The 22,091-nt window shown below is 62.1% G+C and carries 19 protein-coding genes, 1 tRNA gene and 1 pseudogene; 8 read left to right on the top strand and 13 right to left on the bottom strand.

Annotated features, from left to right (window positions below; genetic code table 11):
• From HV670_RS11900 to HV670_RS11880, 5 genes and pseudogenes are all read left to right on the top strand, one after another.
• Window positions 1–412: pseudogene (locus HV670_RS11900) on the top strand (hypothetical protein); the annotation flags it as partial.
• A 105-nt stretch (window positions 413–517) separates the two neighbouring features.
• A complete protein-coding gene (locus HV670_RS11895; RefSeq protein ID WP_175104969.1) occupies window positions 518–904 on the top strand; it encodes a hypothetical protein in 387 nt (128 codons plus the stop codon).
• Window positions 885–1,583 carry a C39 family peptidase gene (locus HV670_RS11890; protein WP_175104968.1) on the top strand — a complete coding sequence of 233 codons (699 nt, stop codon included), beginning with the start codon at window positions 885–887 and terminating at the stop codon, window positions 1,581–1,583. The genes HV670_RS11895 and HV670_RS11890 overlap by 20 nt, the downstream gene beginning before the upstream one ends.
• 7 nt (window positions 1,584–1,590) lie before the next feature.
• Window positions 1,591–2,160, top strand: a complete 570-nt coding sequence (locus HV670_RS11885; RefSeq protein WP_175104967.1) for a hypothetical protein — start codon at window positions 1,591–1,593, stop codon at window positions 2,158–2,160.
• Between the two features lie 111 nt (window positions 2,161–2,271).
• A complete protein-coding gene (locus tag HV670_RS11880; RefSeq protein ID WP_175104966.1) occupies window positions 2,272–3,771 on the top strand; it encodes a coiled-coil domain-containing protein in 1,500 nt (499 codons plus the stop codon).
• Window positions 3,772–3,819: 48 nt separating this feature from the next.
• Here the strand turns inward: HV670_RS11880 and HV670_RS11875 are convergent.
• Window positions 3,820–3,896: transfer RNA gene (locus tag HV670_RS11875), tRNA-Pro, on the bottom strand.
• A gap of 469 nt (window positions 3,897–4,365) precedes the next feature.
• Between HV670_RS11875 and HV670_RS11870 the strand changes: the two genes are divergently transcribed.
• Window positions 4,366–4,845, top strand: coding sequence for a SixA phosphatase family protein (locus HV670_RS11870; protein ID WP_175104965.1), 480 nt, complete (start codon window positions 4,366–4,368; stop codon window positions 4,843–4,845).
• 320 nt (window positions 4,846–5,165) lie between these two features.
• Complete coding sequence (locus HV670_RS11865) at window positions 5,166–5,966, top strand: GNAT family N-acetyltransferase (RefSeq protein WP_175104964.1); 801 nt, start codon at window positions 5,166–5,168, stop codon at window positions 5,964–5,966.
• A 133-nt stretch (window positions 5,967–6,099) separates the two neighbouring features.
• On the opposite strand, the gene ppx is transcribed toward HV670_RS11865, so the two are convergent.
• Window positions 6,100–7,608 carry an exopolyphosphatase gene (ppx, locus tag HV670_RS11860; protein WP_175104963.1) on the bottom strand — a complete coding sequence of 503 codons (1,509 nt, stop codon included), beginning with the start codon at window positions 7,606–7,608 and terminating at the stop codon, window positions 6,100–6,102.
• A gap of 158 nt (window positions 7,609–7,766) precedes the next feature.
• On the opposite strand from ppx, the gene ppk1 reads away from it, so the two are divergent.
• Complete coding sequence (gene ppk1 / locus HV670_RS11855; RefSeq protein WP_175104992.1) at window positions 7,767–9,845, top strand: polyphosphate kinase 1; 2,079 nt, start codon at window positions 7,767–7,769, stop codon at window positions 9,843–9,845.
• 114 nt (window positions 9,846–9,959) lie between these two features.
• Here ppk1 and phoR read toward each other — a convergent pair whose 3' ends face one another.
• The 11 genes from phoR to HV670_RS11800 all read right to left on the bottom strand — a co-directional run bounded on the left by phoR (window position 9,960) and on the right by HV670_RS11800 (window position 22,007).
• The gene (phoR, locus tag HV670_RS11850; protein WP_175104962.1) at window positions 9,960–11,345 is read right to left on the bottom strand and encodes a phosphate regulon sensor histidine kinase PhoR; all 1,386 of its coding nucleotides are present in this window, start codon (window positions 11,343–11,345) and stop codon (window positions 9,960–9,962) included.
• Window positions 11,346–11,394: 49 nt separating this feature from the next.
• Window positions 11,395–12,099, bottom strand: a complete 705-nt coding sequence (gene phoB / locus HV670_RS11845; RefSeq protein ID WP_175104991.1) for a phosphate regulon transcriptional regulator PhoB — start codon at window positions 12,097–12,099, stop codon at window positions 11,395–11,397.
• 38 nt (window positions 12,100–12,137) lie between these two features.
• Window positions 12,138–12,842 (bottom strand): phosphate signaling complex protein PhoU, encoded by a 705-nt coding sequence (gene phoU / locus HV670_RS11840; protein ID WP_175104961.1) that lies wholly within the window; start codon window positions 12,840–12,842, stop codon window positions 12,138–12,140.
• Window positions 12,843–12,857: 15 nt separating this feature from the next.
• Window positions 12,858–13,637, bottom strand: coding sequence for a phosphate ABC transporter ATP-binding protein PstB (gene pstB, locus HV670_RS11835; RefSeq protein ID WP_175104990.1), 780 nt, complete (start codon window positions 13,635–13,637; stop codon window positions 12,858–12,860).
• Between the two features lie 27 nt (window positions 13,638–13,664).
• Window positions 13,665–14,555: a phosphate ABC transporter permease PstA gene (gene pstA, locus HV670_RS11830; protein WP_175104960.1), complete on the bottom strand. Its 891-nt coding sequence runs from the start codon at window positions 14,553–14,555 to the stop codon at window positions 13,665–13,667.
• Window positions 14,552–15,532, bottom strand: a complete 981-nt coding sequence (gene pstC, locus HV670_RS11825) for a phosphate ABC transporter permease PstC (protein WP_175104959.1) — start codon at window positions 15,530–15,532, stop codon at window positions 14,552–14,554. The genes pstA and pstC overlap by 4 nt, the downstream gene beginning before the upstream one ends.
• Window positions 15,533–15,627: 95 nt before the next feature.
• Complete coding sequence (pstS, locus tag HV670_RS11820) at window positions 15,628–16,662, bottom strand: phosphate ABC transporter substrate-binding protein PstS (RefSeq protein WP_175104958.1); 1,035 nt, start codon at window positions 16,660–16,662, stop codon at window positions 15,628–15,630.
• Window positions 16,663–16,891: 229 nt separating this feature from the next.
• The gene (glmM, locus tag HV670_RS11815; protein WP_175104957.1) at window positions 16,892–18,250 is read right to left on the bottom strand and encodes a phosphoglucosamine mutase; all 1,359 of its coding nucleotides are present in this window, start codon (window positions 18,248–18,250) and stop codon (window positions 16,892–16,894) included.
• Between the two features lie 152 nt (window positions 18,251–18,402).
• Window positions 18,403–19,185, bottom strand: a complete 783-nt coding sequence (gene folP / locus HV670_RS11810) for a dihydropteroate synthase (RefSeq protein ID WP_175104989.1) — start codon at window positions 19,183–19,185, stop codon at window positions 18,403–18,405.
• Between the two features lie 131 nt (window positions 19,186–19,316).
• Complete coding sequence (gene ftsH, locus HV670_RS11805) at window positions 19,317–21,212, bottom strand: ATP-dependent zinc metalloprotease FtsH (protein WP_175104956.1); 1,896 nt, start codon at window positions 21,210–21,212, stop codon at window positions 19,317–19,319.
• A gap of 123 nt (window positions 21,213–21,335) precedes the next feature.
• Window positions 21,336–22,007: an RlmE family RNA methyltransferase gene (locus tag HV670_RS11800; RefSeq protein WP_175104955.1), complete on the bottom strand. Its 672-nt coding sequence runs from the start codon at window positions 22,005–22,007 to the stop codon at window positions 21,336–21,338.
• Window positions 22,008–22,091 lie beyond the last annotated feature (84 nt).

The following is a 22,091-nucleotide window of genomic DNA, read 5'->3' as shown; positions in this document are numbered from 1 at the left end:
CGGCGGTTCCGGCGGAACGGGCGGTGCGGGCGGCGCAGGTGCGGCTGGCGGCACGGGCACGGCAACGGCCGGTGCGGGCGGTGCGGGCGGCTCGGCAACCAACGGCAGCTCAAGCACCACAGCAACGAACGGCAGTGCGACGGCGGGCGACGGCGCAGTCGGTGCGGTCGGCGGCGCAGGTGCGGCCGGCGGTACGGGCACTGGTGGTGTCGGCAATGGTGCGGCAGGTGGAGCAGGCGGTGGCGGCGGTGTAGTAACCGTCGACGCTGGCACGTTCAACATGTCGAACACCATGACCAGCGTCGGGCAATCCGCCGCTGGCATCATGATCGCCAACCAGAACAGCGGTCTGGCATCGCTGGTGCAACAGAGCGTCAACGTCCAGGCCAATCTCAACGTCGGCGGTCACTGAACCCCACGGAGGCCGTTACGCCTGAGGTAGAGGTAGTCCATCCCCGTGGGCGGGGCATCCCGCGGGGCTTTGTGCCGGAATGGAGTGGTACTGGGAGACAGGACCATGTGTTCGGTCAGATCGATTGTCGCGGCCATCGTGCCGCTGCTTGTGGGATTGTCCGGCCCGGCAGCCCACGCGCAAACCTTGCCCGACGTCACATCGTCGGACGCCACGTCGGAAAACCGCCCCGAAGCGCCGAACGACATCGGCATCGCACTGAGTGCCACAGCGCTCGACGAGCTGCGAGGCGCCAGCGGTCTCGTACAAAACGATATGGAACTCAATGGCACCGTGGCGAATACGCGTGCGGTACAGGTCGTCACAGGAAATAACGCGATCAGCGAAGGTTCGTTCTCGAACGCGAGCGGACTGCCGACGGTGATCCAGAACACCGGCGCAAACGTTCTGATCCAGAACGCGACGATCGTCAATGTTCAATTCCAGCAGTAGGTACCTCCGCGCGCTCGCGTGCGCGCTTGCGGTGGTTCCGATGCTGGCCGGCGCGGACTCGATCACGATCCAGAATCCGTCGGGCGGCCAGGAGGTCGTGCGCGTCACGAGCCTCAAGGAGGCGCGCTTCCGCGGCACCGTACGGCAGCAGTACGACTTCAGTTGCGGCTCGGCGGCCGTCGCGACGCTGCTCACGTATCAGTACGGCTACCCGATGAGCGAACAAGTTGCGTTCCAGGAGATGTTCGCCGAAGGCGACCAGCCGAAGATTCGTCAAGAAGGCTTCTCGTTGCTCGATATGAAGCGTTTTCTCGCGGCGCACGGCTTTGACGCCGACGGTTTCGAAGCGCCGCTCGAGAAGCTCGAGCAAGCTCAGTTGCCGGCCATCGCCTTGGTCTCCGAGAACGGCTATCACCACTTCGTCGTCATCAAGGGAATGCGTGATGGACGCGTGCTGGTCGGCGATCCGGCACTCGGCACTCGCGCGTTGCCGCGCGATAGCTTCGAAGCGCGCTGGGACAACAACGTGCTGTTCGTGATCCACAACCGCAAGAACAATGCGCGCTTCAACAACCCCGGCGATTGGCGCTACGCGCCCGAGGGGCCACGCTGGCTTGCGGTCCAGCGCGAAGGTTTGCAAAACGTGACCAATTCGAAGTTCGGCATCAACGATTTCTGAGGGCACCATGGACAAGCACCAACGCAACCTCGCCTGCCTGAGTCTGCTGCTCGGCTCGAGCGTGGCATGGGCGACCGTCCCGTCAGCCGAAGGACCCGGACCCGCCGAGCCGACTGCCTCATCCGAACCCGATCTGAGCTCCGGCTTGAGCGAGATCAAGCTCAGTGACGCACGGCTTGATGAAATGCGCGGCGGCTTCGATGTCGCACCGGGCCTCCATGTCGCGTTCGGCATCGAGCGCATGGTGTTCGTCAACGGCGAACTCATCGCAACGACGAGCTTCAACATTCCGAACGTCGCACAGATCACCCCCCAGCAGGCCCAAACGCTGGCAAGCGCGCTCGGCACGACGACCCTCGTCCAGAACGGGCCGGGCAACAGCTTCCAGCCGGTAGCGAACCTGGCATCGGGCGCAACGTCGGGCGCGGCCACGATCGTGCAGAACACGCTGAACAACCAGGCCATCAAGGCCTTGACGACCATCAACGCGACGGTCAACACGCTGGGCGCCTATCAGGCGCTGAACCTGCAATCGACACTGGACAGGGGGATCGCCAACGCGGTGGCCCCCCGCTAGGAGGAGGCGGAAACGCGTCGGAAGAACGACGAGGAAGTGAAAGGAGACAAGCCGGCTGGCAAACATGCGGCCAGCCCGGATAACAATAGAGAACAAGACTGAGGTCAGGCGATGAAGCAACGTCAATGGCGGCGCATCGGAGCGGCGGGAGGGTCATGTCTGATGCTGGTCAGTTCGCTCGCACATAGTCAGGCACTCGAGAACCAGGATCCCGTCACTTCGCTGCAGGAATTGCGTCGCGAGATCGACCAGCGTGCGAAAGAGTTGAACACCTTGAAACAGCAGCTCGATTCGCAGGAAGCACGCTTCCAGGCACTGACGCGGGCGCTCGACGCGAAGACACTCGAGAGCACACGCGGCGGAGCGGGACAAGGTACTGAAGCAGCCCCGCCGATCGACAGTGCGCAAAGTGCTTCGCCAGACGGAAGCGGCGGTGGTGGCAGCAACACTAATGCGAGCGGCGGTGGTGCCAACGCCAATGCAAGCGGTAGCGGCACTGCCAACGGCAACAGCAACGCGACCGGGGTCAATACAGCCAGTCCCGCCGCCGCCGCGGTGGCCGGGGCCGCCGCGAGCCAGACGGCGCCGGGTTCAGCCCCACCCGCGCAGCAACATGCCGAGCAGCCGGTCGGGCAGGCGCCCGTGCGCGACACCCGTCCGCCCGAGGTCGCGCCGCTGTTCGAACAACCGGGCGTGCTGACGCCGGCCGGCAAGCTCATCTTCGAGCCTTCGGTGCAATACGGCTATTCATCGAGCGACCGCGTCTCGCTGGTCGGCTACACCATCATCCCCGCGCTGCTGATCGGACTGATCGATGTCCGCGAGATCAAGACCACCACCCTCACGGGCACGGCGACCTTCCGCTATGGTGTGAACAACCGTTTCGAACTCGAACTGCGGATTCCCTACGCATGGACTTCGACCGATACCGTCGAACGGGAGATCTTCCAGGGGTCGGCCCAAGACGGTGTATTCAATGCAAGCGGCCATGACATCGGCGACATCGAAATGACCGCGCGCTATCAGTTCAACGACGGTGGTGCCGATCGCCTCTATTACATCGGCTGGTTACGCTTCAAGTCACGCACCGGTAGCGATCCGTTCTCGGTCGTCACCGACTGCGTCACGCGCTGCGTGGCGAACACGACGGGCACCGGGCTGCCCTTGGAGTCGCCGACCGGTTCTGGCTTCTATGCCTTGCAGCCGGGCATTACCTGGCTGCTGCCGTCCGACCCCGCTGTGTTCTTCGGCAACTTCAGTTACCTGCATAATTTCACGCGCAGCGATGTGAGCCTGACGCTGCTCAATGGCGCGCAGCAATTCGTTGGCGACGTGCATGCCGGCGATATCTTCGGCTTCAACTTCGGCATGGGCCTCGCGCTCAACGAGAAAGCCTCATTCAGCATCGGCTATGACCAGAGCATCATCTGGCCGACCACGCAAAACGGCCAGACCGTGCCGGGCTCCGTGCGTACCACCTTGGGTACCCTCCTCGTAGGCTACTCTTACACACTGAGCAAGAAGATGACCCTCAACGTTTCGGTCGGCGCGGGGCTCACACGCGATACGCCGGATCTCACGGTCACGTTCAGGTTGCCGATCATGTTCTGAAAAGCAAAAAGCCCAGTCAATAAGACTGGGCTTTTTGCTTGAATCTACTGGTCGGAGCGATAGGATTCGAACCTACGACCCTCTGATCCCAAATCAGATGCGCTACCAGGCTGCGCTACGCTCCGAAGAATCTGCGATTGTATAGACACCCGAACGGCACAGTCAACGTAAATGCCAATTTCATGCAAAAACTATGCGGGGCTCGGGGCTCGGGGCTCGGGGCTTATGGCTTATGGCTTATGGCTTATGGCTTATGGCTTATGGCTTATGGCTTATGGCTTATGGCTTATGGCTCATGGCTCATGGCTCATGGCTTATGGCTTATGGCTTATGGCTTATGGCTCATGGCTCATGGCTCATGGCTCGTGGCTCGTGGCTTCCACCAGAGTCCGCTGACGGACCGCCCGCGCCCAGACAGCTGGCACGAGCGCCGCGGCCCTGCACGGCCGCGATCACACGCGCGACACATGACGGGCTTCATAATCGCCGCGCATCGCCCCTTTTCTTCACCTATGCTCCGTGCATACCCGCGTCGCATCCTTTCATGCCGCTCCCATTCATGTTCTTCCCGTCCTGCCCCAAAGCGCTACTGCAATGAACCTCATTCTCTGGCGGCACGCCGATGCCGAAGACTTGCCCGAACGCCTGGTCGAACATCATCCCGCCGATCTCCAGCGGCGCCTGACGCAGCGCGGCCACAAGCAGGCCGAGCGGGTCGGCCAATGGCTGGCCGCACGCCTCGACAAGGATGCGCTGATACTCGTGAGCCCCGCGCTACGCGCGCAGGAAACCGCCGCGGCCCTCAAGCGTGAATTCGAGACGGCACGCGAAATCGCGCCGGGAGCCGATGCCTCGGCTGTACTGGCAGCGGCCGGCTGGCCGGACGGCCGCGCGGACACGGTGGTCATCGTCGGCCATCAGCCAACCCTCGGCTGCGTGGCAAGCCTGTTGCTCGCGGGCCACGAGGCTCCGTGGAGCATCAAGAAGGCCGGGCTATGGTGGTGCTCGAACCGCAAGCGCGACGAAGAAGCGCAAGTGGTCCTTCGGGCAGTGATCAACCCGGATCTCGTCTAGCCTCGATCGATTTCCCGACCGGCTTGCCGATCGACTTCCAAATCGCCTTCCCAATCGACTTCCCAATCGCGCAACGCATACTTTTCGGCCAGGCGTGTCGAAAAGTGTCCGTTCTGCAACGCGCTTTCGTCCCGCACATTTTGTCAAAGGCTGCGGGATACCTCGCCCAGCCCCGCCAAACCTGGGCATTCAATGACAATCAGGCTACGCAACCGGGACGATTCACGGATTCGTCATGCCTTGTTCATGGAGACGTAATGGGCGGTTTTTACATTTCACCTTCAGCACAAGTCACTTTGACCACCTGAGGATACCGCCCTATGCGCGAACTGCCGACTCCGACCTTGCCGCTCGCCTCGTTTCCCGTCGACACTCGGAGGCGTCTTCCTCGTCGAGAAGACGCGGTTCCCCAGCATAATCTCAGCGTGGCTTGGGCGCATGGCGACGAAGCGCTTCGCGAAGCACAGCGCCTGCGCTACCGCGTCTTCGCCGAGGAGATGGGGGCGCAGTTGAGCGGCCCCGCCGGTCTCGACGTCGATCCTTTCGATGCCTATTGCGACCACCTGCTCGTGCGCGACCTCGAAACGCTCAAGGTCGTCGGCACCTACCGGGTGCTGCCTCCACATCGCGCCGCGCAGATCGGCCGACTCTACTCGGAAGGCGAATTCGATATCAGCCGTCTCACGCACCTGCGCCCAAAGATGGTCGAGGTCGGCCGCTCATGCGTGCACCCGGACTACCGGAGCGGCTCGGTGATCATGTCGCTGTGGGCCGGCCTGGCCGACTACATGAAGAAACACGGCTACGAGACGATGCTCGGCTGTGCGAGCGTGCCGATGGGCGACGGCGGTCACTACGCGGCGAATCTCTATTGCTCGCTGCGCGAAACCTCGATGACCGAACCCGAATACCACGCCTTCCCCCACACGCCTCTACCCGTCGACGAATTGAAGACGGGGGCCAACGTGACCGCGCCGCCGCTCGTCAAGGGGTATCTGCGCCTGGGCGCGAAGTTCTGCGGCGCACCCGCCTGGGACCCGCATTTCAATACCGCCGACTTCCTCACGCTATTCCGTCTGACGGACATCAATGCGCGCTATGCGCGGCACTTCCTAGGGTAAAGGGGCGATCCGCCCGTCGCCATGACGGGCTGCATCCAGCCGGCCCGGCGAGACGCCGCGCGCCGGCATCGGGCAATCGCAATATCGCGGAGTCGGCCACTCGCCCCCTTCGCAGTGCCGATCCTCACCCCGTTCAATCCGTATAGATCACGCGATAGCCGTAACCGATCTTTTCCCACTCAGCAGCCTCGCGCAGCAAGCTGTAATCGGTCAGCGGGTTTTCGTCGACCCAGGACTTCGGCAGGCGGATATCGAACTGCTTGCCCGCTTCCGACACCGTGATCGTGGGCAGCATCAGATCGGCGCGGCGCCGGCAGAGCAGCACCGCCAGCCGCAGGCAGAACAGCAGCCGCCATTCGACGACATGGGTCTGCGACAACTTGCCGAGCTTGCCCGCATGGCCCAGCACGAGCGCCGCGAGCCGCGCCTGATCGGTGCGCGAGAAACCCGGCATGTCGGCATTGCTCGCGATGTACGCCGAATGCTTGTGATACGCGCTATGCGAGATAGACAGGCCGATCTCGTGAAGTGCGGCCGCCCATTCGAGGAACATCCGGCTTTCGGCGCGGATTTCCTCATTCGAATCGCTGATCTGATCGTAGAAGGCAGTCGCGAGATCGGCGATGCGGCGCGACTGCGCATTATCGGCCCCATAGCGCTTCGAGAAGCCCTCCACGGTGATCGAACGCATGTCTTCATGGTGCGAGCGTCCGAGCAGGTCGTAGAGCACACCAAGCCGCAATGCGCCGTCAGTCGTGTCGGCGTATTCGATGTCCAGTTCGTCGAACACCGCGATCATGATCGCGAGGCCGCCCGGCAACACCGGGATGCGGTCCGCCTTGAGCGCGATGAGTTTTGCACGGTTGACGTTCTCCGCCTTGATGAGCGCGCGCTTCAGCTTCTCCAGTCCGCCTCGCGTGATCCCGTGAGTCACACCCGCATCGTTGAAGTTGTTCGCCTCGACGAGTTCGGCGAGCGCACGAGCCGTGCCCGACGAACCGATCGCCTGGTCCCAGCCGGCCTTGCGGTATTCGCTCGAAATGATCTGGATTTCACGGCGCGCGGCCAGTTCGGCCTGGCGCATCGTGTACTCGTCGACGTTGCCGCTAGGAAAGAAGGTCTGGCTATGACTCACGCAGCCGATATAGAGACTCTCCATGATCAACGGATCGTAGTGGCGTCCGATGATGAACTCGGTCGAGCCACCGCCGATATCGACGACGAGCCGCTTGCCCGGGATCGTCGGCACCGAATGCGCGGCACCCGCATAGATCAGGCGCGCCTCTTCGCGGCCCGCGATGACTTCAATCGGAAACCCCAGCGCACGCTCCGCCTCGCCGAGAAAATCGGACGCGTTCTTCGCGACGCGCAATGCATTGGTCGCAACCGCACGCACATGATCGGGATGAAAATCGCGCAGGCGCTCACCAAAGCGCTTGAGCGCTTCCCAGCCGCGCAACTGGGCCGGCCGGTCGAGAAACTTGTCGCGCGAGAGGCCCGCGGCCAGACGCACCGGTTCGCGTAACGCGTCGACCGGATAGATCTGGCTGCCGGCGGCACTCTCTTCGACACGACCCACGATCAGCCTGAAACTGTTGGAGCCGAGGTCGACCGAAGCCAGGAGTTTCGCGTTTTTAACCATGCGTCGAAATAGAGGGGGTCGAATAAAAAGTCGATCGCTGCGGCGTCGCGCGACGCTATGCCGTACACACGTAAAGCTTGTGACAATATAAGATCACTCGCTCGACATGATACTGTGAGACTCTTCGAAAGTCCCCCTGTCTACTCTTCTTACCGCCGCTGCCCATGCGTTACCCGCTGCTAAACCGCGAACTCGGCATTCTAAGCTTCAATGAGCGCGTGCTCGCGCAGGCAGGAGACGAATCCGTACCGCTGCTCGAGCGCCTGCGTTTTATCTGTATTACGTCGAGCAATCTCGACGAGTTTTTTGAAGTCCGCATGGCCGGACTGCAGGAGCAGATGCGCGACAACCCCGGTGCACTCGCACCGGACGGCATGTCGCTGCAGCAGGTCTACGACCAGGTCGTCGAGCGCGCGCAGAAACTCGTGCATCAGCAATATTCAATGCTCGACGATGTCGTGTTGCCGCAGCTCGAACTGGAAGGTATTGCGTTTCATAACGCCGATGGCTGGAATGAAGCCCAGACAGAATGGGCGCACGATTATTTCCTTGAAGAATTGCTACCGGTCCTGACGCCGATCGGGCTCGATCCCGCCCACCCCTTCCCTCGCGTGCTCAACAAGAGCCTGAATTTCGCGCTCGAGCTCGAAGGCAAGGATGCGTTCGGACGGCAAGCGGTGATGGGCATCGTCCAGGCGCCACGCGCACTGCCGCGGCTGATCAAGATGCCGCAGGAACTCTCAGGCTATCCGTTCGGCTTTGTCCTGCTGAGTACCTTCATGCAGCGTTTTGTGGGTGAGCTGTTCCCGCGCCTGACGGTCAAGAGCTGCAACCAGTTCCGCATCACGCGCAACAGCGAACTCTTTGTCGACGAAGACGAAATCACGAACCTGCGCATCGCCTTGCAGGGCGAACTTCCCGCGCGCCACCTCGGCGCGGCGGTGCGCCTCGAGGTCTCGGCAGAGACGCCCAAGCATATCGTGCGCCGGATGATGGACGAGTCCGGCCTTCAGGAACAGGACTGCTATCGTGTCGACGGCCCCGTCAATCTCGTGCGGCTCATGCAGTTGCCCGACCTCGTCGACCGGTCCGATCTCAAGTTCGTCCCGCATGCACCGTCGACCCCTACGGTCGTCGCGAATACGCCAAGTCTGTTCGATGCGATCGATCGCGGCGACATCTTGCTCCACCATCCGTATGAGGGCTTTCAGCCGGTACTCGATCTGCTGCTCGAAGCCGCGAACGATCCGAACGTCGTCGCGATCAAGCAAACGATCTACCGGACCGGCAGCGTCTCGCCGCTGATGGACGCGCTGATGCAGGCAGCCCGCAACGGCAAGGAAGTCACCGTTGTCGTCGAACTGCTCGCGCGCTTCGACGAAGAGACCAATATCAATTGGGCGGCCCAGCTCGAAGCCGTCGGCGCGCACGTCGTCTATGGCGTGGTCGGCCACAAGTGCCACGCGAAGATGATCCTGATCGTGCGGCGCGTGCTCCAGAATGGCAAGCCGCATCTGCGCCGCTATGCCCACTTGGGCACCGGCAACTATCATCCGCGCACAGCCCGCCTCTACACGGACTTCGGTCTCATGACCTCGGATCAGAAGACCTGCGAAGACGTTCATCACGTATTCCAGCAACTGACCGGCATCGGCGCGGAGTTGCCGCTGCACAACCTCTGGCAGTCGCCGTTCACCCTTCACCCCAAGCTCATCGACGCGATCCGCGTCGAAGCGGCGCATGCGCGCGCGGGCCGCCGCGCGCGCATCGTCGCGAAGATGAATGCGCTGCTCGAACCGACGGTGATCTATGAGCTTTACGAGGCTTCGCAGGCAGGCGTCAAGATCGACCTGATCATTCGGGGGGTGTGTTCGCTCCAACCAGGCGTGCCGGGACTGTCCGAGAACATCACGGTGCGTTCGATCGTCGGGCGCTTTCTCGAGCACCATCGTATCTACTATTTCTACGCGGGCGGCCAGGAGAATGTCTATCTGTCGAGCGCCGACTGGATGGACCGGAACTTCTTCCGCCGCGTCGAGGTGGCGTTCCAGGTGCTCGACCGCCGGCTCAAGCGGCGCGTGATCGCCGAAGGGCTCTCGGCCTTTCTCGGCGACAACCAGGCTGCCTGGGTCATGCAGAGCGACGGCCACTATCGCCGCCGACGCCCGGGCAAGACCTCGCGCAATGTACAACTGAGTCTGCTGTCGAAATTCTGCAGCGACACATCGATGACGTGATCGACCGCAAGACGGTTCGAGTGGCTTGAGCGTTCAAGGCGCTCGGATCGGCCCGGCGGCTCGTAATCGCTGGGCTTGGCCCTTAGTTGAACGCTCAGTTGGACTAAATGGGCTTCAATTCGCCTTGTCAGCCTTGGCGACCGCAGGGCTCGCCACCTTCGCCGAGAGCACCGGCCCCGTATTCACTGACGTCGCGATCGCCTGGTTTCGCACGGTGCGCGCGGCCGGGAATTTCACCGAGAACTCGCTGCCCCGCCCTTCTTCGCTTTTCACCTGCAGCACCGTATCGTGGCGCTGCAGTACGTGCTTGACGATCGCGAGGCCGAGGCCCGTGCCGCCGGTATCGCGCGAACGGCTCCGGTCAACCCGGTAGAAGCGTTCAGTGAGCCGCGGAATATGCTCGGGCGGAATACCGATACCCGTGTCGGTGACCGAGAACACCGCGGCCTCGCCCGCATCGCGCCATCGAATGCAGATCTTGCCGCCTTCCGGCGTATAGCGGATCGCATTGCTCACGAGATTCCCGAGCGCGCTCATCAGTTCGCTCTCGGCACCGATCACGGTCAGCGCGGGATCCACGTGCATCTCGATCGTATGCTTGCCGGCCGACAGGCCCTGCGCATCGTCGTGCAGTTGGCGCAGCACGGTCTTGATATCGAGCATCTGCTCGACCGGCGGCTTCGCATCGCCCTCGAGCTTGGCCAACACGAGCAGCTCATTGACGATGATCTGCATGCGCGCGCCCTGCTGCGCCATGATGTCGAGGTAGCGGTTGCGATCGGCCTCGGATAGCGGCAACTCGCGCATCGTCTCGAGAAAACCCGAGAGCACGGTCAACGGCGTCTTCAGTTCGTGCGAGACGTTCGCGACAAAATCGCGGCGCATCGAGTCCGTGCGTTCGAGTTCGGTGATGTCCTGCGTGAGGATCAGCTTGCGGTTGTCGCCGTAGGGGAAGGCCTGCACGGCGATCACGTTCTGGCGGTTCTCGCCCATGCCGTGCATATGAAGGTCTTCGTCATAGCGCTGCTGGCTCAGATAGCGCACGAAATCGGGCTGGCGTACGAGGTGCGTGATGTGCTGGCGCAAATCGCGTTTGGCATCGAGCCCGAAGTGATTCTCGGCGATCCCGTTGCTCCATTCGATCTGGTTGTGATCGTCGAGCATCACCACACCATACGGCGAAGCCTGGATCGCCTGGATGAAACGCGAATGTTGCTGCTCGACCTGACGCACCTGCGAATGCCAGCGCTTCGCGAGCTTGTGCAGCCGGTAGTAGATTTCACCCCAAATGCCAGGCGCGCTCGGCACCTCGCCATAGACAGGCGCCTCGAGCAATTGCCACAGTCGCTGCGTGTGGAAAGTATTGAAAAGGACCTGCGCCACCAATGCCACGGCAGCGAAGCCCAAGGCCGTCAGCGGGCCCAGCGTCACGCCAAGCCCAACGGCGACAACAACGATTAGCAGGAGGGACGCGACAGCGCGCGCCCAGATGACGTTCATGCGAAACCGGATCGGTTCGATGGCGCACAAGCGCGCCGGGTAAGGCCGGTCAGCCGGCTTTCGCGAGGCGGTAGCCGCTGCCCCGCACGGTTTCAATCATAGCATCGCATCCGGCGGGCTTGAGCGCCGCGCGCAGGCGCTTGATATGCACATCGACCGTGCGTTCCTCGACGAATACATGATCACCCCACACCTGGTCGAGCAATTGCGTGCGACTGTGCACCCGCTCCGGATGGGTCATGAAGAAATGCAGCAGCCTGAACTCGGTCGGCCCGAGATCGAGCTTGGTCTCGGAACCCCCGCCGTTTTGCGCGGCGACGCGATGCGTCGACGGATCAAGCCGCAGGCCGTTGATCGCGACGATGTCCTCGGTCAGCTGCGGTGCGCGACGGCGCAACACCGCCTTGATCCGGGCCATCAATTCCTTCGGAGAAAATGGCTTGGTCACATAGTCGTCGGCGCCGATCTCGAGGCCGAGCACCTTGTCCTGCTCCTCGCCACGCGCGGTGAGCATGATGATCGGGATGTGCTTGGTCCGGTCGTTGGCCCGCAGGTCGCGCGCGAACGTCACGCCCGACTTGCCCGGCAACATCCAGTCGAGCAGGACGAGATCAGGCAGAACATCGCTGATCAGATTCGCCGCCTGCTCGGCGTTATAAGCCCGGATCGGGCAATGGCCGGCGTGTTGCAAGTTGACCGAGATCAGTTCGGAAATGGCCGGCTCATCTTCGACAACGAGAATGCTGCTGGGGATCGACACCTGTGTACCTCTTCCTTGTTCAGACGAATCAATCAGCCGAGCGCTTCGCGCTCGAGCTGCTCGCGCGAGACATGGCGCACGTCCGTTCCCTTGACGATATAGATGATGAACTCGGCAATGTTCTTCGCGTGGTCGCCGATACGCTCGACGGCCTTGGCGATGAACAGATAGTCGAGGCCCGCCGAAATCGTGCGCGGGTCTTCCATCATGTACGACACGAGCTTGCGAACAAAGGCACGGAATTCCTCGTCGATCGCCTTGTCGTCGCGCACGATCTGCGCGGCGGCGACCGTGTCGAGACGGGCGAACGCATCGAGCGCACGGCGCAGGATGGTCGTGGCCATCTCGCCCGAGAGCTTGATCTCGGCAATATTGATCAGGCGCGCCGAGCCGTCTTCCGCCAGGCGCTTGGTACGCTTGGCGATCTTCTCGGCTTCGTCACCCGCACGTTCGAGGTTCGTGATGGTCTTTGAAATCGCCATCAGCAGGCGCAGGTCGCGTGCAGCCGGCTGGCGACGCGCGATGATGTTGCTGCATTCCTCGTCGATCTCGACTTCCATCGTGTTCAGGCGCTGTTCCGCCGCGATCACGCGATCGGCCGATTCGATATCGAAGTTGTTCAGCGCATACATCGCCTGGGTGATCTGCGCTTCGACCAGGCCGCCCATCTCGAGGACCTTCGACGACACCGCATTGAGGTCGGCGTCGAACTGGCTGGACAAATGTTTATCGGACATGGCTGGGTTCTCCCTTTAGCCGAAGCGGCCGGTGATGTAATCCTCGGTTTCCTTGCGCACCGGCTTGATGAAGATCTTTTCGGTATCGCCGAATTCGATCAGTTCACCGAGGTACATATAAGCCGTGTAATCGGAGCAGCGCGCCGCCTGTTGCATATTGTGAGTCACGATCACTACCGTGTAATCGTCCTTGAGCTCGGCGATCAGCTCTTCGATACGGCCCGTGGATATCGGATCGAGTGCCGAGCAGGGTTCGTCAAGCAGCAATACCTCGGGCCGGATCGCGATACCGCGTGCAATGCACAGCCGTTGCTGCTGGCCGCCGGACAGGCCGTAGCCGCTTTGCTGAAGCTTGTCCTTGACCTCGGTCCAGAGCGCGGCCTTGGTCAGCGCCCATTCGACGCGGTCGTCCAGTTCCGGGCGCGACAGAGACTCGAACATCTTCACGCCGAATGCGATGTTGTCGTAGATCGACATCGGAAACGGCGTCGGCTTCTGGAACACCATGCCCACACGCGCGCGCAGCAGCGAAATGTCCTGCTTCGATTCGAGCAGGTTCTCGCCGTCCATCAGGATCTCGCCCTCTGCGCGCTGTTCGGGATACAGCGCATACATCTTGTTGAATGTGCGCAGCAAGGTCGACTTGCCGCAACCGGACGGGCCGATGAACGCGGTCACCTTGCGATCCGGGATCGACAGGTTGATGTTCTTCAGCGCGTGATAGCGGTTGTAGAAGAAGTTCAGGTTCTTGACGTTGATCTTCGTAGTGCCGTGCGCGGCAGGGGAAGCGGCCATCGCCGCATTCGTCTGGACGGTCGCCATTTATCGAGCCTTGAAAAGCGCGCGTGCGAGGATGTTGAGTCCGAGCACACCGAGGGTGATCAGGAATACGCCGGCCCATGCAAGCGATTGCAGATTGGGATCGACATTCAGGGCAAACTGGAAAATCGTGACCGGCAAGCTCGCAATCGGCTTGCTCATGTTCAGGCTGAAGAAGTGACTGTTCAGCGAGGTGAATAACAACGGTGCGGTTTCCCCCGTGATCCGTGCCACCGCGAGCAGCACACCCGTCATCACACCGGAGACTGACGACTTCAGTGTGATGGACATGACCATCTTCCACTTCGGTGTGCCAAGCGCGATTGCCGCTTCACGCAGTGCGTTGGGTACCAGCTTCAGCATGTTCTCGGTGGTGCGGATCACGACTGGAATCTGCAGCAGCGCAAGCGAGGCCGAGCCGGCCCAGCCGCTGAAGCCTCCGAACGGCGAGACCATGACCGCGTAGACGAACAAGCCGACGACGATCGACGGGCCCGACAGCAGGATGTCGTTGATAAAGCGGACCAAGCTCGCGAACCAGCCCCTCTGCCCGTATTCGGCAAGATACACACCGGCCATGATGCCGATCGGGGTACCGACCACGGTCGACAACCCGACCATGATCAGCGTGCCCATGATCGCATTGAGCAGACCGCCGCCGGTAACGCCCTGCGCCGGTGTCGACTCCGTGAACAGATGGAGCGACATCCCGCCGACACCGAACTGGATCGTCGTGTAGAGAATCCAGACCAGCCAAAGCAGGCCGAACGCCATCGCGATCATGGACAACGTCAGCGCGACGCTGTTCACGCGCCGGCGGCGGCCCTGCAGACGACGGGCATCGGCGGACTGGGCGTGCATGGCAGTCGGTGCGTTGAATGTGTGATCGCTCATTTCGAACCCTCGGCGCGCTCGAGACGCAACAGCATCAGCTTCGAGGCGGACAGCACGAGGAAGGTGATCGCAAAGAGGATCAGGCCGAGTTCCATCAGGGCCGCGGTGTGCAGGCCGGGGCCCGCTTCAGCGAATTCGTTGGCAAGCGCCGACGCAATGCTGTTACCCGGTGAAAGCAGCGAAATATTATTGAGCAGATTGGTGTTGCCGATCACGAAGGTGACCGCCATCGTTTCACCGAGTGCGCGGCCGAGACCGAGCATCACGCCACCGATCACGCCGGACTTGGTGAACGGAAGGACCACGTTCCACATGACTTCCCATGTGGTGCAACCGATGCCGTAAGCCGATTCCTTGAGCAGGACCGGTGCGACTTCGAACACGTCGCGCATCACCGAGGAAATGTACGGGATGATCATGATCGCGAGGATGAAGCCGGCGAGCAGGATGCCCAGACCGATGGCCGGTCCCTGGAACAGGGCGCCGATCAGCGGAATCGGACCCAGCACGGTCTTGAGCGGCGTTTCGACATAGGTCGCGAAGATCGGGGCGAACACCAGCAGGCCCCACATGCCATAGACAATCGACGGAATCGCGGCAAGCAGCTCGATCGCCGTGCCGAGCGGCCGGCGCAGCCAGGCCGGGGACAGTTCAGTCAGGAACAGCGCGATACCGAAGCTCACCGGCACCGCGATCACGAGCGCGATCACCGAGGTGATCAGCGTGCCATAGATCGGGATCAGCGCGCCGAACTGGTCGTTGGGTGGATCCCATTCGCTGGTCCAGATGAACGACAAGCCGAATTTCTGCAAGGTTGGCCAGGCGGCCACGACCAGGGACACGAGAATACCGCCAAGCAGCAGCAGCGTAATCAGCGCGGCGCCACGCGCCAGCGAGCCGAATACGATGTCGCCCGTGCGGGAAGGTGCGCGCATCGGACTCGAGGCGGAATTCGATGGAAGTTGGGTGTCGGACATGTCGTCCCTTAAACGCACCGCGCGGCGAACTGCCGCGCGGACTACTGACGGCCCTCCGGGTCCGGAGGGCGGATGCAATGCTTACTGCTGACTACTTATTCCGCGGCGAGCGACTTGCCCGACGCATCCTTCACTTTCGTCTTCATTTGCGAACGAATTTCGGTGACCACACTGTCCGGCAGCGTCACGTAGTCGAGCGATTCCGCTGCGGGCTGGCCGTTCTTGAACGCCCAGTCGAAGAACTTCAGCGTCTCGGTGCCTTGAGCAGGCTTGTCTTCCGTAGTATGCACCAGCACGAAGGTTGCGCCGACGATCGGCCATGCATCCTTGCCGCCTTCGTTCGTGAGGATCTGGTAGAACGACTTCGACCAGTCCGCGCCCGCCGCGGCGGCCTTGAAGGTGCTCGCATCCGGGGCGACGACATTGCCGGCGGCGTTCTTCAGGTCGACGTAGATCATCTTGTTCTGCTTCACGTACGCGTATTCGACATAGCCGATCGCGCCCGGCGTGCGCTGGACCGAGACGGCCACGCCGTCATTGCCCTTGCCGCCCAGACCCGTCGGCCAATTGACCGTTGCGCCTTCACCGACCTTCGACTTCCATTCGGCGTTGACCTTCGACAGGTAGTTCGTCCAGATGAAGCTCGTGCCCGAACCGTCGGCGCGGCGCACCACGGCGATGTCGGTTGCCGGCAGCTTGACCTTCGGGTTCAATGCGGCGATCGCCGGGTCGTTCCACTTGGTGATCTTGCCGAGGTAGATGTCGCCGAGCACTTCGCCCGACAGCGTGATTTCACCGGCAGCGATGCCCGGGAGGTTGATCACGGGGATCACGCCGCCGATCACCGTGGGAAACTGGAAAAGGCCTTGCTTTGCGAGTTCATCATCCTTGAGCGGAGCGTCCGAACCGGCGAAATCGACGGTCTTCGCAACGATCTGCTTGATGCCACCCGACGAGCCGATGCCTTGATAGTTGACGTTGCCGCCGCCGGACTTGGCGTAGGCATCGGCCCACTTCGTGTAGATCGGAGCCGCGAACGTGCTGCCAGCACCCGTGATGTCGGTAGCGTGGGCGGCAAGAACGAACATCGCGCCGGCAAGACCGGCAATCGCGGATTTCATGAAATGCATGAGAACTCCAGTAGTAGCGTATGGGCAAAAAATGCCTTCTAGGAGCCGCTCACTTTAGGGTGAGTTTGTGTCACTCACATGACATTCAGTGAAACTTAGATGACAGATTCGTTACAAACCGAAAGCTGCAGGCAGGGCATTCATGAGAGGAATGCCCTGCCTGGGCAGTGTGTTCAGCTGCCCTCGCAGGCTTCGGCACAGACCATGGCTTGCGCCGAGGGGGCGTGTTTCAGGCCGTGACCGTGCGCACCGTATTGGCAATCGCCTCGGCATGGTCATGAGCCGCTCCCGCATCCTCGGCCTCGACCATCACGCGCAGGACCGGCTCCGTGCCCGAGGCGCGGATCAACACCCGGCCCTGGTTGCCGAGCGCCGTGCGCGCCGCGTTGATCGCGTCGTCGATCATGCCGCTGTTCTTCCAGTCGGCATCCGGACGCATCCGGACATTGATCAGTGTCTGCGGGAACAGTGTCACGCCGTCGAGCAGTTCGGCCAGGGTCTTCCCGCTGCGCTGCAAGGCCGCCAGGACGAGCAGCGCCGAGACGATACCGTCACCGGTCGTATGCCGATCGAGCGAAAGAATGTGGCCCGAACCTTCGGCACCGAGTTCCCAGTCGCGCTCATGCAGTTTCTCGAGCACGTAGCGGTCGCCGACGGCCGCCCGGACGAATTCGACTCCCGCATTGCGCAACGCGAGTTCGACCGCGAGATTGGTCATCAGGGTGCCGACCGCGCCCGCGACCTTGCCATTGGTCGCGATCCGGTCGAGCACCAGCACATAGAGCAACTCGTCGCCGTTGAACAGGCGTCCCTGCGCGTCGACGATCTGGAGCCGGTCAGCATCACCGTCGAGGGCGATGCCCAGATCGGCACCGCTTGCCTTGACGGCCTCGATCAACGCCCCGGGCGCGGTCGCGCCGACGCCGTCGTTGATGTTGAAGCCATTCGGCTGGATGCCGATCGGCACGATTTCCGCACCGAGTTCATGAAACACATGCGGGGCAATGTGATAAGCCGCGCCGTGGGCGCAGTCGACGACCAGCTTGAGGCCATGCAAATCATACTTGACGGGGAACGTGCTCTTGCAGAACTCGATATAGCGGCCCGCCGCGTCATCGAGCCGGCGCGCCTTGCCGAGGTTCTCGGACGAGGCGCATTCGAGCGGCTGTTCGAGCCGGACTTCAATCTCACGTTCGACTTCGTCCGGCAACTTGTTGCCATCAGCTGAAAAAAACTTGATGCCGTTGTCGTAATACGGATTGTGCGAGGCGCTGATCACGACGCCGGCGGCAAGCCGCAACGCGCGCGTGAGGTAGGCCACGCCCGGCGTCGGCATTGGCCCGGCCAGCATCACGTCGACGCCGGCGGAGGCGAAGCCCGCCTCGAGGGCGGCCTCGAGCATATAGCCCGACACCCGGGTGTCCTTGCCGATCAATATCGTCGGGCGAGCGCCCTTCTTGTTCCAGCGGTCTCCTCCGGCAAGCACCTTGCCGGCCGCATAACCGAGCCGCAACACGAATTCAGGCGTGATCGGCGAATCGCCGACCTTGCCTCGGATTCCGTCTGTACCGAAATAACGACGCGTCATGCCCCGTTCTCCTGGTTATCAAGCTTGACTGGTTAGTGGATTACTCGCTACTGCCCTGCCGGCGTTCATCGGGCTGACGATCGGCACTGTTGGCCGACCTCGACACCGGCGCGCGCCTGAGAGAGCGCTTATACACCCGCGCGCAGCGCGCGTCACGCGGCATTCCTGACGGCCTGCCACACTCTCAGGGCATCGACCGTTTCACCGACATCATGCACGCGGACAATGGCCGCCCCGCGCTCGACCGCGCACACCGCACCGGCCAGACTTGCAGACACACGTTCGGGCGCCGGCTTGCCGGTCACTGCGCCGAGCATCGACTTGCGCGATACCCCGGCGAGCAAGGCCATGCCCGCGGGTGCAATTATCGCGAGATGCGCGAGCAGCCGATAGTTCTGTTCGACCGTCTTGCCGAAGCCGAAGCCCGGATCAACGGTGATCCGGGCCCGCTCGATACCGGCATCCTCGAACTGCGCGACCCGCCCGGCCAGGAAGCGTCGCACGTCCTCGACCACGTCGTCATAGGCCGAGGCGGGGTCCGTCTGCATCGTCAGCGGATCGCCGATCATATGCATGGCACAGAGCCCGCAGCCGCTGCCGGCGACGGCTTCGATCGCGCCGGGCATTCGAAAGGCCCAGACATCGTTGATCGCATCCGCCCCGTGTTCCAGGGCCTCGCGCATGACGGCGGGCTTATAAGTATCGATCGACAGCGCGACACCCGCATCGCGCAGCGCGTCGACGAGCGGAATCACGCGTTCGAGTTCCTCGTCGACCGGCACCGGCGGTGCTCCCGGCCGCGTCGATTCGCCGCCGATGTCGAGAATGTCGACGCCCGCCGCGATCATCTGCTCGGCATGACGCAGCGCCGCATCACGCGCGAAATAGCGGCCGCCGTCGGAAAACGAATCGGGCGTCGCGTTCAGGATACCCATCACGAGCGGACGGTCGAGCGCCAGCGCGAACCGCCCGCATTGCCACAGGGATAAGGCCACCGAAAACTCCAGAGTCAAAATAAAAAAAGGCCGGCAAATTCGCCGACCCTTTTCCTTCTACATCCGTGACCTTATGCAGGCTGCGTCGTACCGTTGGCCGGCTTGACTTCCACTCCGGTATTGCCGCCACCCGGAGGCGTGTCGCCCGACGGGCCGCGCGGGGTGCTCTTCGGCGGCCGCGGGGGCAAGCCCGCCATGATGTCGTTGACCTGGTCCGCGTCGATGGTTTCCCATTCGAGCAGTGCCTTGGTCATGGCTTCGACCTTGTCGCGATTGTCCTGCAGGAGCTTGCGAGCCAATGTGTACTGTTCGTCGAGAATCCGGCGAATTTCCGCGTCAACCTTCTGCTGCGTGCCTTCGGACACCGCACGCGACGACATCCTGCCGAACGACTGGTCCGACTCGGTATCGACATAGACCATCGTGCCAAGCACGTCCGACATCCCGTAACGCGTGACCATGTCCCGAGCCAGCTTGGTTGCACGCTCGAAGTCGTTCGACGCGCCCGTCGAGATCGCATTCAGGAAGACTTCTTCCGAAGCCCGTCCCCCGAACAGGATCGCAATCTCATTGAGAATGCCGTCCTTGTACGCATAGTTCTTGTCATGCTCGGGCAGGTACCACGTCAAGCCGCCCGCGAAACCGCGCGGCATGATCGTGACCTTGTGGACAGGATCCGACAGCGGCAGCAGTTTGCCGACCACCGCGTGACCCGACTCGTGGTACGCGGTCATCCGGCGCTCTTCTTCGCGGATCACGGCAGAACGGCGTTCCGGACCCATGTAGATCTTGTCCTTCGCATCCTCGAAGTCCTGCATCTCGACGATTCGCTTGCCGCGCCGCGCGGCGAACAGGGCCGCTTCGTTCACGAGATTCGCGAGATCCGCACCCGAGAAGCCCGGCGTACCGCGGCCGATCACCGAGGCGTCGACATCGTTGGACACCGGCACCTTGCGCAGGTGAACCTTGAGAATCTGTTCGCGGCCACGGATATCCGGCAGACCGACAAAGACCTGGCGGTCGAACCGGCCCGGACGCAGCAGCGCCTTGTCCAGCACGTCCGAGCGGTTGGTCGCCGCAATCACGATCACGCCCGAGTTCGCCTCGAAGCCGTCCATTTCGACGAGCATCTGGTTCAGCGTCTGTTCACGTTCGTCGTTGCCGCCGCCCATGCCGGCACCGCGATGACGGCCGACCGCATCGATTTCGTCGATGAACACGATACACGGTGCGTGCTTCTTGGCCTGCTCGAACATGTCGCGCACACGGGCCGCGCCGACACCGACGAACATTTCGACGAAGTCCGAACCCGAGATGCTGAAGAACGGCACCTTGGCTTCGCCCGCAATCGCGCGCGCGAGCAGCGTCTTACCGGTACCCGGGGGGCCGACGAGCAGCACGCCGCGCGGAATCCGGCCGCCGAGTTTCTGGAATTTCTGGGGGTCGCGCAGGAAGTCGACCAGTTCGGACACTTCCTCCTTCGCTTCGTCGCAGCCCGCGACGTCGGTGAAGTTGATCGCGTTGTTGTTCTCGTCGATCAGCCGCGCACGCGACTTGCCGAACGAGAAGGCTCCGCCTTTGCCGCCCCCTTGCATCTGCCGCATCATGTAGAACCAGAAGCCGATGATCAGGATCGTCGGCCCCAGGTAATACAGGGCGGAGACGAGCGCGTTCGGCTCGTCTTCCGCCTTCGCGGTCACCGATACGCCGTCCTTCATCAGGTCGCCGATCATCCAGATGTCGCCGGGCGACACCAGGGTGTATTTGGTTCCGTCAGCCGGCGAAACGGTCAGGTTACGACCCTGAACGATCACCTGCTTGATCTTGCCGTTCTTGGCATCGTCCATGAACTGGGAATAGCTAACCCCTTCCTGGACGCGCGGCTTGTCGAACTGCTTGAACACCGTAAATAGCACCAGTGCGATGACCAGCCACACTGCCGCCTTGGAAAACAAATTGTTGTTCAAAGCATCGCTCCTTCACTGATAGCGCCGGCTGGTCCGAAAAAAGTCGGTTCAGCACTGGCGGTCCATTCTAATCCAGCCGGCCAACCCTCGCCACAGGAATAGTCTATGCCAAAGATAGTCAATTCAATGGTTTGGCAGCACTTTGCCGGGAATTTTCAATTGCCGGCCCAAAATAAACGTTTCCGACGACTTGTCTCGCGAGGCCTTGGGTTTGCGCGACGCGACAATCTTGAACTGCTCCTTGAACTTTTTGACGATCTGGCTATACCCGCTGCCGTGAAAGCACTTGACCAGCAAGGCGCCTTCGGGCTTGAGGTGATTCTGTGAAAACTCGAGCGCCAGGTCGCACAAATGCTCGATGCGGGCAGAGTCGGCCGATGCTACCCCCGAGAGATTGGGTGCCATGTCGGAAATTACAAGGTCTACCGCCTGCGAACCCACAAGTTCTTCGAGCTGGGCCAGGACCTCGTCCTCGCGGAAGTCGCCGAGCAGGAAATGCACGTCGGCGATCGGCTCCATCGGCAGCAGGTCGAGCGCAATGATCGTACCGTCGATGCCGCCCTCGGCCTTGCGCGCGCCCTGGGCGAGCTTGTTGCGCGCGTACTGGCTCCAGCTGCCAGGAGTCGCGCCGAGATCGACGATGACCTGACCCGGGTGGATCAGCTTGTCCTGCTCATCGATTTCCTTCAGTTTGTAAGCGGCACGCGCGCGATACCCGTCGCGCTGCGCCATTTTTACGTAAGGATCGTTGATGTGATCGTGCAGCCAATTCTGATTGAAACGATTCTTTGCCATGGGATTGGGTCGTGGCGACGAACGATTGACCAGGAAATGGCCTAACTCGCCGCTTTTGTTCGATAATACGCGTTTGGCGCGGTC

The organism is Pararobbsia alpina (genome assembly GCF_902859895.1).
In the GTDB taxonomy this organism is placed as follows: domain Bacteria; phylum Pseudomonadota; class Gammaproteobacteria; order Burkholderiales; family Burkholderiaceae; genus Pararobbsia; species Pararobbsia alpina.
The sequence above is the reverse complement of the archived record's forward strand: the minus strand, read 5'-3'. Positions and strand labels throughout refer to the sequence as shown.